At 53.2% G+C, this 12704-nt stretch carries 13 protein-coding genes; 9 read left to right on the top strand and 4 right to left on the bottom strand.

What is annotated here, in order from left to right; all coding sequences use genetic code 11:
• Nucleotides 1-8: 8 nt before the first annotated feature.
• A complete protein-coding gene (locus PN477_RS19465) occupies nucleotides 9-1193 on the bottom strand; it encodes an RNA-guided endonuclease InsQ/TnpB family protein (protein WP_272118015.1) in 1185 nt (394 codons plus the stop codon).
• 347 nt (nucleotides 1194-1540) lie between these two features.
• Between PN477_RS19465 and PN477_RS19460 the strand changes: the two genes are divergently transcribed.
• The 3 genes from PN477_RS19460 to PN477_RS19450 all read left to right on the top strand — a co-directional run bounded on the left by PN477_RS19460 (nucleotide 1541) and on the right by PN477_RS19450 (nucleotide 4499).
• Nucleotides 1541-2950 carry a cobyrinate a,c-diamide synthase gene (locus PN477_RS19460; protein ID WP_272118014.1) on the top strand — a complete coding sequence of 470 codons (1410 nt, stop codon included), beginning with the start codon at nucleotides 1541-1543 and terminating at the stop codon, nucleotides 2948-2950.
• Between the two features lie 110 nt (nucleotides 2951-3060).
• The gene (locus tag PN477_RS19455) at nucleotides 3061-3387 is read left to right on the top strand and encodes a hypothetical protein (RefSeq protein ID WP_272118012.1); all 327 of its coding nucleotides are present in this window, start codon (nucleotides 3061-3063) and stop codon (nucleotides 3385-3387) included.
• 137 nt (nucleotides 3388-3524) lie between these two features.
• Nucleotides 3525-4499 carry a hypothetical protein gene (locus PN477_RS19450; protein WP_272118011.1) on the top strand — a complete coding sequence of 325 codons (975 nt, stop codon included), beginning with the start codon at nucleotides 3525-3527 and terminating at the stop codon, nucleotides 4497-4499.
• A gap of 38 nt (nucleotides 4500-4537) precedes the next feature.
• On the opposite strand, the gene PN477_RS19445 is transcribed toward PN477_RS19450, so the two are convergent.
• On the bottom strand, nucleotides 4538-5122 hold the full coding sequence (locus PN477_RS19445; protein WP_272118009.1) for a DUF4126 domain-containing protein: 585 nt from the start codon (nucleotides 5120-5122) through the stop codon (nucleotides 4538-4540).
• 329 nt (nucleotides 5123-5451) lie between these two features.
• On the opposite strand from PN477_RS19445, the gene PN477_RS19440 reads away from it, so the two are divergent.
• Entirely contained in the window at nucleotides 5452-6771 is a 1320-nt protein-coding gene (locus PN477_RS19440; protein ID WP_272118007.1) for a Glu/Leu/Phe/Val family dehydrogenase, read from the top strand.
• 396 nt (nucleotides 6772-7167) lie between these two features.
• Here PN477_RS19440 and PN477_RS19435 read toward each other — a convergent pair whose 3' ends face one another.
• Nucleotides 7168-7317 (bottom strand): hypothetical protein, encoded by a 150-nt coding sequence (locus tag PN477_RS19435; RefSeq protein WP_272118005.1) that lies wholly within the window; start codon nucleotides 7315-7317, stop codon nucleotides 7168-7170.
• 64 nt (nucleotides 7318-7381) lie between these two features.
• Here PN477_RS19435 and argB point away from each other — a divergent pair, with 64 nt between their 5' ends.
• The 5 genes from argB (at nucleotide 7382) to PN477_RS19410 (ending at nucleotide 11730) form a co-directional block, all read left to right on the top strand.
• A complete protein-coding gene (argB, locus tag PN477_RS19430; RefSeq protein ID WP_272118003.1) occupies nucleotides 7382-8272 on the top strand; it encodes an acetylglutamate kinase in 891 nt (296 codons plus the stop codon).
• 67 nt (nucleotides 8273-8339) lie between these two features.
• The gene (gene pgeF / locus PN477_RS19425; RefSeq protein ID WP_272118001.1) at nucleotides 8340-9149 is read left to right on the top strand and encodes a peptidoglycan editing factor PgeF; all 810 of its coding nucleotides are present in this window, start codon (nucleotides 8340-8342) and stop codon (nucleotides 9147-9149) included.
• Nucleotides 9113-10402, top strand: coding sequence for a mannosyltransferase family protein (locus PN477_RS19420; RefSeq protein ID WP_272117999.1), 1290 nt, complete (start codon nucleotides 9113-9115; stop codon nucleotides 10400-10402). Before pgeF ends, PN477_RS19420 begins: the two co-directional genes overlap by 37 nt.
• 80 nt (nucleotides 10403-10482) lie before the next feature.
• The gene (locus PN477_RS19415) at nucleotides 10483-11307 is read left to right on the top strand and encodes a DNA adenine methylase (protein WP_272117997.1); all 825 of its coding nucleotides are present in this window, start codon (nucleotides 10483-10485) and stop codon (nucleotides 11305-11307) included.
• A gap of 6 nt (nucleotides 11308-11313) precedes the next feature.
• On the top strand, nucleotides 11314-11730 hold the full coding sequence (locus PN477_RS19410; protein WP_272117995.1) for a PD-(D/E)XK nuclease superfamily protein: 417 nt from the start codon (nucleotides 11314-11316) through the stop codon (nucleotides 11728-11730).
• Nucleotides 11731-11804: 74 nt separating this feature from the next.
• Here the strand turns inward: PN477_RS19410 and PN477_RS19405 are convergent, their stop codons facing one another.
• A complete protein-coding gene (locus tag PN477_RS19405; RefSeq protein ID WP_334310558.1) occupies nucleotides 11805-12359 on the bottom strand; it encodes a hypothetical protein in 555 nt (184 codons plus the stop codon).
• Nucleotides 12360-12704: the final 345 nt, after the last annotated feature.

Raw genomic sequence — 12704 nt, 5'->3', positions numbered from 1 at the left:
TGCCCACATTAAGTGGACTCCTGATGGGTAGACAGACAAGCAACCGCCCCAGATTGGGGTCTAACACTGCTTAACGCCTGTCCATTCAGGTCGGCAAGCCCTGCCGCCATAATATTTATACTGGCATTCACGTCTCGGTCTTGTTCTGTACCACAGTTGAGGCACAGTACCGACCGCACAGACAGATCCAACTTGCCCCACCGATAACCACAGCAGGAGCAAACCTGAGAAGTGGGTTCCCATCGGCTGATCACCCTCACCTCTCGGTCTTGGATCAGAGTTGCCTTGGCTTCACACATCGTTCTAATGTCTCTCCAGCCAGCCCGACTAATTGCCCTGGCTAGACAGCGATTCTTCACCATCCCGGCAACGTTGAGATCCTCCAGCACCACGACGCTGTTTTCTCGCACCAAACGGCTCGCCAGCTTTTGGTTAGTATCCTTGCGGATATCCCGTTGTCTTGCCTCTGTGCGGGCGATCGCCATCCGCAACGACTCACGCCGCCTTGACCCTTTCATCGCCCTGGCTAGTTTGCGCTTACCTTTGCGAAGCTTCTGATCTAAGGCACGGGTGTCCCTCGCCTTGACCTTTTCGCCCGTGCTTAATGTGGCTAAGGTTTCAATGCCCAGATCTACGCCGACCCCTTGGTTTTTGGGTTCGACGATGACAGGCTCCACCTCTACCACAAAGCTCAGGAAATATCGACCTGCACAGTCCTTGAGCACCGTCACTGAACTGGGTTCAGAGGGTAACGGTCTTGACCATTTCGTTTTCAGCTTGCCAATCTTGGCGAGATAGACCTTCTCCCCCTTGATCGAAAATCCCCGCTGGGTAAACCGTGCTGATTGACGGTTGAGCTTCTTTTTGAATCGAGGAAAGCCAACTCTCGACCCCTTTCGCTTACTGCTACGGGACTCGAAAAAGTTTTTGAAGGCTACGCCTAAGTTCATCACCGATTGCTGCAAGGCCACGACCGACACCGCTGACAACCAATTTCGGGACGGGTCTTGCTTGGCTTGGGTAATGACCAGGCGTTGCAACTGGGCATTACTGGGCCATTTTTCACCCTGAGGAATCGCCTTAATCAGAGCCAGGGCATCGTTCCACACCACGCGACAACATCCGAACAGTTTGGCTAGTTCAGCTTGCTGACCTGGGGTGGGATAGATTCTGTACTGATATCGGCTTTTCATGGTGCTAGGATACCAAAGATAGAGAGGATTGGAGCGATAAACTCCAGCAGAAAAGCCGCCCTAGACTAGGGCTGAGCTTGCCGAAGTCAGGCTTGTCCTGAGCTTGCCGAAGGGGCGGGGCTTCAGACCCATTAGTTTTGGTGAACCGTGCTGATGCTGACGAAGTCCTGTGAATTAGAATCAAGTTGAAACGGTCACTCAGATCAGCATGATCTGGAGTTCAAGACCGTTCTATCCTTACGGGTTATGAATCGCTATGGCGATCCTAAATCAATCGGAGATCTTCTCTCCTCATCAACAAGGGGCTTAAGCCCCTTGCCTGTTCATGAATCAAATAGGATTGCTATATGGCGTTAATTATTGCGGGCGATCGCAGCAATTCCGGTAAAACCACGATCACCTTGGCGATCCTCAGCTATTTGTGCCAACAGCAAAAAATAGTTCAATCCTTCAAGGTCGGGCCCGATTATATTGACCCGATGTTTCATGCCAAAATTACCGATCGCCCCTGTCGGAATTTAGACCCAATTCTTACCTCTCCCACCTACGTCAAAACTTGCTTTGAGCGCCATGCCGCCACCGCTGACTATGCCGTCATTGAAGGGGTGATGGGACTTTTTGACGGGGTACAACTGCGCAGCGATTGGCAGGGGGAAGATGATGCGTCTTTATTACCCAATGACTACGCCAGCACGGCCCATGTGGCGCGGCTGTTGAATGTGCCGATTGTGTTGGTGATTGATTGTAGTCGGCTCTCCGGTTCGGTGGCGGCGATTGTGCATGGGTATTGTTCCCTTGATCCAACGTTGAAAATTGCCGGATTAATTCTGAATCGGGTGGGGAGCGATCGCCATCTCGAACTGCTCAAAACAGCGATCGCGCCCCTCAATCTTCCCATCTTAGGAGTGCTGTATCGCCATCAAGAAATCACCCTCCCCGATCGCCATCTTGGCCTTGTCCCCACCGATGAACTGCCCGATCTGCCCCGCACCTTCAGCCGCCTCGCCCAACTCGTGACCCACTCTTTTCACTGGCAGCGACTCCTTCCCCTCCTCAAAAGCCCACCTGCGCCCCTCGTCCCTGCCCTCGATTTACCCGCCGTTGTGACTCCGGTCAAGATTGCGATCGCCCGCGATCGCGCCTTCAACTTCTACTACGCCGACAACCTCGAACTCCTCGAACAATTCGGCGCAACCCTGATCCCCTGGAGTCCCCTCGTAGAACCCTTTCCCCAGGGCGTAGACGGTCTCTATCTCGGCGGCGGCTTCCCGGAACTCTTTGCCCAATCCCTCGCTCAAAACCACACTGCCCACACCGTGCTCCGCCAGTGCATCCAAGCCGGACTTCCCACCTATGCCGAATGTGGCGGCTTAATGTATCTCTGCGATGCCCTCGTGGATCTTAAGGGGCAATCCTGGAAAATGCTCGGCATTCTCCCCGCCACGACCTTAATGAGTCCCGCCCTCACCCTCGGCTACCGCCAAGGCATCGCCCAAGCTGCTAGCCCCTTGATATCAGCGGGTGCGATCGTTCGGGGCCATGAGTTTCACCGCTCCAAACTCGCCTCGTCACAACTGCCGAACCTCTTCCACTCCACCGGCTTATCGCCCCACGCCATCCCCCAACCCGAAGGCTGGCGTTTACCCAATGTCCACGCCTCTTACTTACATTTGCATTGGGGCAATAGTCCCCACCTTCCCCAACAGTTCATCCAATCGTGCGATCGCTACCGCACCACCCGCGCCGTTAACTGTTAATGCCGGTTGCGTAAAATTTCGCGTCACGCCTGACAACTTCCATAGGGATGTTCAAACTGTTCGCGTCTGATGCACCCCATGGACATCATTCTTTAACGGCATCACAAGCAATGGACGAAGTAGTCAGAAAAGTAGCGGCGTTGGGATTGCCGGGGATTATTTTGGTGATCACCATGGCAACGACGGGATTCACTGGCGCAGCCGCAATTACTGCCGCCTTGGCATTCCTCGGCCCAGGGGGGATTTTGGGCGGTATCGCTCTACTGGGGGTGACGGGATTAATCACGGAGGCCCTGGCTAAGGGAGGTATTGAACAGCTTTTACTCGCGGTCTATCGCGATCGCGCCCAATCCGAATCCCGCACCAACCTCCTCAAAGAAATCGATCGCCTCCCCATTTCCACCGAACTCAAACGCTTCCTTCGCGCTGAACTGTGACCTAAGGCAACGTATTCAACGCATGAGTCCTCAATATCAAACATGCTTGCTCAAACCATTTGAAATTAATGATTTCATCTCATGGATTTTGAATCAATGCAGTCTCAATCTATTTTATTTTAATCACGTAATAAACAATGAGTGATCTAAATCCGTTACTTGCCCAAGCCAAAGCAGGGAATCCGCAAGCCATTACAGCCCTAATCAATAAAACATTAGAACCCAAGGGTATTTCTGTTAAAGCATCCATGAACTATGAATGTTTGACATTAGTTGCTGAATCCCAAGAAGCACCCTCTCAATCATTAATTGTTGACTTCATCAAAAAAGGCTTGCTCAAAGTCAATCCCAAAAATATCACCAAAGTTATTGTTCGTGGCCGGTTATCCAATCAAACACATGATCTTTGGCAAGACTCATTTAACCTACGAATACCCTCAACACCATCTCATCCAAAGTCTAAAACTAAACAACCAATCTCCAGCCAAACAAGCCCTACCAGCAGAAAGGACTCAACGACATCTCATCACCCTGCTTCACACTCAAAAAAAAGAAATACTATTCAGTCTAAAAAAATTTCTGATTTAAAAATTTCTGAAATCTCAGAAATTATTGTTGAGTTCATGAAGACTCAAAATGGCGAACGATTGACTATTATTTTGGCAACATTTTTAGCAACATCAGTATTTTGGAATTTTGTGAGTCCTGCATCCAATCAAGGTTCTAGTTCGGTTGCCACATCAGATCAGGGAATTTCCCTCCCACCTGTTCCTTTTGTGAATTCAAAATACACGATTACAGGCTCTCTAACGCTGCTTGACTCTGATATTGAAGGTAGTGATGATTATTGCTATGGTTCTGGTGGATATGGTGATATTGAGGCGAATATGCCTGTCACTATTCGAGATGGACAAGGTAATATTTTGGCCACTGGCAATACTGGAGCTGGCTCGAAAAAATCTCTTGTAGAATGTGTGTTTGATTTTGAAGTTACTAATATTCCGAAAACTGAATTTTACGCGATTGAAGTGGGGCGAAGAGGTGAATTGAATTACTCATTTGATGAATTAAATGAACAGGATTGGAAAGTTAGTTTGTCGATCGGAACATAGAAAATTGTGGTGTTTAAATCTGGTTAAATCATGATTTTTTACGAACTAGGGGGCGATCGCTCCGGATCATTGCCCTTGTTTTTGTACCAGCGATACCATTCCCCCGAACTGCGCACCGAGAGCCAGAGCAGCAACATCGCAATCAATCCCCCCTGTTGTGGAGCATTAAACGCGAAGAAGACCAGAAAAACACAGAGGGCATCTTCGAGCAAAATCACCCACAGCGGCAACCCCCGCAGCCGGAAAAACCAACCTACCTGCACCAACTTCAGCACAAACGCCAGCAACCCCCCGACGATCGCAATCGGCCAAAGGGGTTGAATCTCGATCGGGGTCAGCTGAAGCGCTGCGATCGCCATCACTGCCCCCACCACCGGACTAAACCACAACTGCACCAATTGATTCACCCGCTGGCCGAGCAGTTTTTTCGACCCCAACAGTTCAAACAAAGACCAACTCGTCAGTACCCCCACCACCACCTGGGGATGCACTAACGCCAAGATCGGGACGTTATCCCACAAATCTCCACGCAACAAACCAATGAGCAAGAGCGGCAACGCAATGCGCATCCCAGCCGCAGCGGATGCCGAAAGAGCCGCCAACACTCCAATCAAAATCATCATAGGGCTTCACTCGTTTAACCCAACCCAGAAAACGCTGTGATTCAAACCATTCACACACACCTGATCGTCTTTTCATGATCTTAAGGCTAGAAACCGGAACAGGGGTTCAGATTAGATCCCCTCACCTGTCGGGGCTAGACGTGTGAGCCGTCGAGATTACCCTGTTTCGTCAACACCTGTGCTAACCATTGTTGCGCGTTCCTCAAAAACTGTCAGGTATGCGGGAAAATTGCAAATCTAAAAAATACATTACGTTTTGTTTTTTGTATATTTTTATACTGTTTTTCTCGTGTCTAATGGAACTATAGTCCTTTCACTTCCGGACAGCTATGACGATTCCCACTCCGGTTTCCCACCCCACTCCTTTATCGTTATTGAGTGATGCCAGTAGCCGTTTAGAAAAGGCATTACAGTATGTGACGTTATCGAAAGATGCCCTCGATCGCCTCAAGTATCCGAAGGCGGGTTTGACGGTTTCGATTCCGGTGCGGATGGATGATGGTTCGTTGCGGGTGTTCCAAGGGTATCGGGTGCGCTACGACGATACACGGGGGCCAGGGAAGGGGGGAGTGCGCTATCACCCCAATGTGTCCTTGGATGAGGTGCAGTCCTTGGCGTTTTGGATGACGTTTAAATGTGCGTTGTTAAATTTGCCCTTTGGTGGGGCGAAGGGGGGGATTACGGTCAACCCGAAGGAACTGTCACGGCAGGAGTTGGAGCGCTTGAGCCGGGGGTATGTGGATGCGATCGCTGACTTCATCGGCCCTGATATTGACATCCTCGCCCCCGATGTCTACACCAACGCCATGGTGATGGGCTGGATGATGGATCAATATTCGATTATTAAACGCAAAGCCAGCCCCGGCGTGGTGACCGGGAAACCTCTCGCCCTCGGTGGCAGTGCAGGCCGGGATACGGCGACGGCCATGGGGGCGTTTAATGTGATTAACACGCTGTTGCCCCTGTTCGAGCAATATCCCAGCAATACCACCGTGGCGATCCAAGGCTTTGGGAAGGCGGGGGCGGCCTTGGCGACGTTCCTCCATGAGGCGGGGTATCTGGTGGTGGCGGTGAGTGATTCCCAAGGGGGGATCTATGCGCCCCAGGGCCTCGATATTCCAGCAATTCGCAACTATAAGCGCGATCGCCAAAGCATTCAATCCATTTACTGCCATGACACGATCTGCAACATGGGCGAGCAGGAAATCATCAGCAACGAAGACCTGCTCAAACTCGACGTGGATGTGCTCATCCCAGCAGCCCTAGAAAACCAAATCACCGCCGCCAACGCTGCCGATATTCGCGCCCGCTACATTTTTGAGGTGGCGAATGGGCCGACAACATCCGCAGCGGATCAGATTCTCGATGCCCACGGGGTCTTGGTGTTTCCGGATATTCTCGTCAATGCGGGCGGGGTGACGGTGAGTTATTTTGAATGGGTGCAAAATCGCAATGGCTTGTATTGGACGGCGGAGGAAGTGCGCGATCGCCTCGCCACCCGCATCATCGCCGAAGCCAAAGCCACCTGGGCGATCGCCCAAGCACAATCCATCTCCATGCGCACCGCTGCCTACGTCCACGCCCTCAACCGCCTCGGCCAAGCCCTCGACGCGAAAGGAACCCAAGACTACTACAACCAAACCCCGTAGTGGCAAAACACATCTTAAAAGGTGGGTTACGGCGGATTGCTAGATTGCAGTAATGGCAGGAGGTTAAGCCGCCTAACTCACCCTACTGTCACGACACACCTTAATCAGTGGGTTACGACGGATTGCTAGATTGCAGTAACGGCAGGAGGTTAAACCGCCTAACCCACCCTACAATAAAATATCATTTTGGCTGTGTCACGCTACTACTGGCTAGGGAGCGAGACGCGATTGAACAGCTAGGGAGCGAGACGCTCCCACTCCAGTCATATCCAAGGATTTAAGGAGTGCGGGCATCTTGTCCGCTGCTCGTTATACCCATCTTGCCCGGTAGCAGGGTGCGTTACGCTTCGCTAACAGCACCCTACAAACATCCTAATTCTTGGCATTGACGCTGCACTAGATTTCATCGGCAAAAAACCGATAGGACAAGTATGTGTCTTTGAACGAATGCTCATCGTTGACATGGTGCATAATGCCTTGCTCGATCAGGATTTGACGCGATGCCGCCGCCGTTCTGTAGTTAATGTAGCTGCATTGCTGACCCATTCCACGGTAAACGCTACATTTGGGCCTAGCCCTGTTTTATCTAACCTCTGTGCAACATAATTTCATGAGTAACGACAGCGAATATCTCAAACAAGAAGAAGCCACCCGTGTCCGGGTCTTGAGCGAAGCCCTGCCCTACATTCAAGCCTTTGCTGGGCGCACCATTGTTGTTAAATATGGTGGCGCAGCGATGAAAGATGGCAGCCTCAAAGATAAAGTGGTGCGAGACATTGTGTTTCTTTCCTGTGTCGGGGTTCGTCCGATTGTCGTCCATGGCGGTGGCCCTGAGATCAATAGCTGGCTTGAAAAATTGGGCATTGAACCCCAATTCAAAGATGGGTTGCGCGTCACCGATGCAGACACCATGGATGTGGTGGAAATGGTTCTGGTTGGTCGGGTGAATAAAGAAATTGTGTCCTTAGTGAATCAGGCGGGGGGCAATGCCGTGGGCCTCTGTGGTAAAGATGGGGACTTGATTCGGGCGCGTCATGTGGGCGCGGCGGATGTGGGGTTTGTGGGGGAAGTGAGTACGGTGAACACAAACCTGATTAAGACGTTGGTGGATGCGGGCTATGTGCCGGTGATTTCCAGTGTGGCGGCGGATGATGATGGCCAGGCCCATAATATCAATGCCGATACGGTGGCGGGGGAAATTGCGGCGGCCCTCGAAGCGGAAAAATTAATTTTGCTCACCGATACCGCCGGGATTCTCCATGACTATCAAGATCCGTCCACTCTTTATGAAAAGCTCGATATTCAACAGGCGCGGCAGTTGATTGAGGATGGCATTGTCGCTGGGGGAATGATTCCGAAGGTGCAATGTTGTGTGCGATCGCTCGCCCAAGGGGTCAAAGCCGCCCATATTGTCGATGGCCGCGTTCCCCATGCGCTGCTGTTGGAAATCCTCACCAATTCGGGGATTGGCTCGATGATCGTCGCCTCAGAATATCTCTAGCCGCCGCTGTTATTCCGAAACCGAAGCGGTAGAATCAAGGGCGTGTTGATTACGGAATAATGCTGCCATGCCTTTTTCTGACCCCGCCCATGCCGCTCCTGGTTGGCAGTGGCAGACCACGACCACCGGACAGCCCTACCTCACCTGTGAGGTGCTGTCGGGTTGGCCCCACGGTTTTTTTACGACGGCGTTTGCGCCACAACCGCCGGAAGAATTGGCCCAAACCCTGCACCCGACAGCCCCGGCCTATCGCCTCAAACAGGTTCACGGGAAAGCCGTATTAACCCCCACCGCGATCGCTGCCCATCCCGACCAGCGCCCCGACGGAGATGCTGCCGTGACGGAAACCCCGGCCCAATCGGTCTGGGTGGCGAGTGCAGACTGTACGCCGGTGTTAATTGGCGATCGCACCACGGGCCGCGCCGCTGCCATTCATTCCGGGTGGCGGGGGACAGCCTTGGGGATTGTGCCGGCAACGGTGGCGCAGATGGTAGCGATGGGAAGCCAGACCACAGATTTACGCTTTGCCCTGGGGCCGGCCATTGCGGGGGAAGTCTACCAAGTCACAACCCATGTGGGGGCAGAGGTGGCCGCGAGTTTGAAGCCGTGCGATGGATTAGCCCCGGAGGATGCGATCGCTCTCCTCTTGGCAGAACCAGAACCCGCCCTTCTGCCCGACCCCCAACCGGGCCGCATCCGCCTCGATGTGCGCCAAATCATCCGACGACAATTAACCGACCTCGGCATTCCGGCAGAGCATTACGCGATCGCCCCCTGTTGCACCTATCAACAGCCCCACCTCTTTTTTTCCTATCGTCGCACCCACGAAAAACAGGTGCAATGGTCGGGTATCGTCAGCATCTCCCCCACGCCATGAACCGCGATCGCCCCGTAACCCCCCGACAAGCCCATCCCCTCGCCTTCCCCGTCACCATGTGGGGCCTCAGTCGCCTCTGGATTTTGCTGGGTTTATTAGGCATTGCGCCCCTCCTCCAAGCCCCGCCCGGCGGTGAACAGGCCCTCTTCCACTGGTCAGCCTTCACCGCCTGGGATAGCACCTTTTACGCAAGCATCGCCACCACCGGCTACAGCTACATCGCCGACGGCCAGGGTCATAATGTGGCATTTTTTCCGATGTTGCCCCTGTTGATTCGGGGCGTTATGGTGCTGGGATTCCCCTTTGAGGTGGCCGGTGTGCTGGTCACAAACGGGGCATTTTTAATCAGTGTGATCCTGCTTTACCGTTGGCTCCAAGGGCGCAAAGGAGAAGCGATCGCTCGCTGGGCGGTGATTGTCCTCGTTTGGTGTCCCTTTTCACTCTTCGGCACGGTGGTCTATACCGAATCGGTATTTCTGGCCTTCAGCATCGCCACTCTCGCCGCCTGCGATCGCCGCGACCCTCTCCAAACTGCCCTCTGGGGAGCTTGCGCCACCGCCGCCCGCCTCCCCGGTCTCGCCCTCGTCCCGGCCCTGCTGATCACCGCCTGGTGTCAACGGCGGACGGGGTGGGCCTATCTCGCTGCCCTCTCTACCGGATTGGGAGCCGGTTTATACAGCCTCTTTTGTTGGCTTCAGTTTGGCGATCCTCTGGCGTTTCTCAACGTGCAGCAAGCCTGGGCTGTACCGGATCAGTTCTATGGGCAAGGCTGGCTGATTATGTTTGGCGAAGTCTTCCTCGGCCCTGGCAATATTGGAGACGCAGGATTCACTGATCCGGTCTATCCTCTGGTGGTGTTGCTGTTGATCGGGTTGGGGATTGCTGTGGCGCGATCGCGCTTTCGGGGGCGAGTCTATGCCGGCGGCGCGTTATTCGTCCTCGCTTGGCTCGTCGCAGGCGATCCCCTCTTGAATCTCTGCATGGTGCTCGGTAGCTTGGCCCTACTGTGGCGCTACCGGGCCGAAATTCCTGCCACGGCCCTGCTGTACGGCTTCTTGAGTTTCCTCGGCATCCTCAGCCATGGCCGCACCATTTCCCTCGAACGCCACACCTACGGCATCGTCACCGTGGCGATCGCCGTTGGCATCTGGCTCCACTATCACCCCAAACTCGCCCGTGTCGTCGTGAGCTTTTCCGGCCTCATCCTCCTGCTCTATTCAATCCGCTTCGCCCAATCGTTATGGATTGCTTGAGTTTGAAGTTGCTCTCCTGCTCCCCTTACAATAGGCGTTCTGTACTAATATTTTCTGCCTGTACTCATCTATAGAGTCTCGTGACGCGATCGCAACCTTCCCCCCCCGCTCCCTCTCCCCTCAAACCCCCCCTCAAATGGGCTGGGGGCAAACGTTGGTTGATCCCTCACCTGCTCCCCTATTGGCAACTCCACCCTGAGCATCGCCTCGTTGAACCCTTTTGCGGCGGTTTAGCGATCGCCCTCGGTCTCCATCCTCAACGGGCAATCCTCAACGACATCAACCCCCACGCGATTAACTTTTACCGCCAGTTACAACGAGGATTAGTCATTGATAACCCGATGCAAAATGACTCCGATTTTTATTACCAGCGGCGCATTGAATTTAATCAACTCATTCAGGCTCAAAAAGCCCACACCAAACGGGCCGCAGAATTATTTTATTACTTAAATCGTACCGGCTATAACGGCCTCTGTCGCTTTAACCAAAAAGGCGGGTTTAATGTTCCCTTTGGGCGCTACAAAACGATTAATTACACCCAAGATTTTCAACCCTACAAACCCAAATTAGCCCCCTGGACATTCACCAACACGGATTTTTCTGAAATTGCGATCGCACCGGATGATTTTATCTACGCCGATCCGCCCTATGATGTTCCCTTTCGCCAATATTCACAAGGGGGCTTTACCTGGGACGATCAAGGGCGGCTTGCCACTTGGTTAGCCCAACATCCCGGCCCGGTAATTGTCTCGAATCAAGCCACCGATCGCATCCTCGAACTCTATCAATCCCTGGGCTTTACCTATCAAACCCTAGCCGCTCCCCGGCGGATTAATTGCACGGGCGATCGCACCCCAGCCCAGGAAATGCTCGCCTTTAAAAATATCCAACCCCTGAGCCACTAAATCACCATGACTCGTAACACTAAAACCGGCCAAGTCCTCGAATTCATGGTGCTGCCCTCCCTGGATTTAGGGGGCTATAGTTACGAAACCCAGGTAAATATTGGTCATCGTCCGGGGGGTGGAAAACATTACGTTGATGTGGTGGCGGCTAAGGATGAGGCGATGATTTTAATTTCCTTAAAGTGGCAACAGGTCAGCGGCACAGCCGAGCAAAAAGTTCCCTTTGAGGTGATTTGTTTAATGGCGGCAATGCGGCAACATTCTGACTTCCGGAAAGCCTATCTCGTCCTTGGCGGTTCTGGTTGGAAACTCAGGGATTGGTATCTCAGTGGTGAGTTAAACCAGTATCTCAATTATGAATCATGGGTCACGATTTGCCCGTTAGAACAGTTCATCGGTCAAGCCAATTCCGGCAAACTTTGAGTTTCAATGCTTCAGCCGTTCAAGCCAGAGGGCATGGTGACCATGCCCCTACGAGATGCACAATTCTCGTAGGGTCATGGCGTTAATACAAACTCGTCGAATTTCACCACGGGACTCGCTGCATCGGTGGTGTCGAATCGGTAGCTGCTGATCGCGCCATTGGATGTATCGAGGATGCTGAAGGCGGTGATCGTGTTGCTGGCGATGTAGGGGAGGGGCTGCTGGGTTTCGGGGTCGAGGAGGGGGGCGAGGGTGGGAAAAATGGGCTGGAGGCCGTTGGGGTCGCCTTGGGCGATGTAGGTTTCGGTGTAATTGGCGGGGGTGGAGCGTTTCTCGCCGCCGGGGAGATAGGCTCCGTAGGTGTTGCCGACGTTGGAGGATTCGAGAAAGTTAACGCCTGCCTGATTTTGGAACCGATTCCACAGATGGGAATGGCCGTAAAACACGAGGTCGATGCCGGCGGCGTTCCAGAGGGGTTCGAGGTGTTGATAGATGTGGTCTTGGTCGAGGGGATATTCGTAACGCACTGACGCGATCGCACCATTCCCGTCCCGCTCAATCACCGGCTGCGGGTCAGTGAAGGCGGGCACGATATTATCGCCGAGGCTGTGGGGTGGATGGTGCAACATCACGATTTTGTATTTAGCCTGTTGGGTGGCGGGGGAGCTTAACTCCTGTTGCAGCCATTGGTATTGCTCGCTGTCGGGGGTGATCGGTTCAAAAATATGTTGACCGTAGCTCCATTGGGCGGGGTCGGGGGCGGTTTGGCTGGGTTCTCGGTAGCGGCTGACGGGGCCGTCTTTGGTGGTGGGTCGCCGCCAAATATTGGTGACTTGACACTCCCACCGTTAAATCACAGATTATAACGGGGGATTCTTGCTTCATTGGGTTTGTCTAGTCTCAAGTCATCTCTGTCTTGAAACCCCGTCCAGATTCCCCTCCACAAGCATCTGTTTAACGTCCACTGAATGTCC

The organism is Spirulina subsalsa CS-330 (assembly GCF_028330765.1).
Taxonomy (GTDB): domain Bacteria; phylum Cyanobacteriota; class Cyanobacteriia; order Cyanobacteriales; family Spirulinaceae; genus Spirulina; species Spirulina subsalsa_A.
The sequence above is the reverse complement of the archived record's forward strand: the minus strand, read 5'-3'. Positions and strand labels throughout refer to the sequence as shown.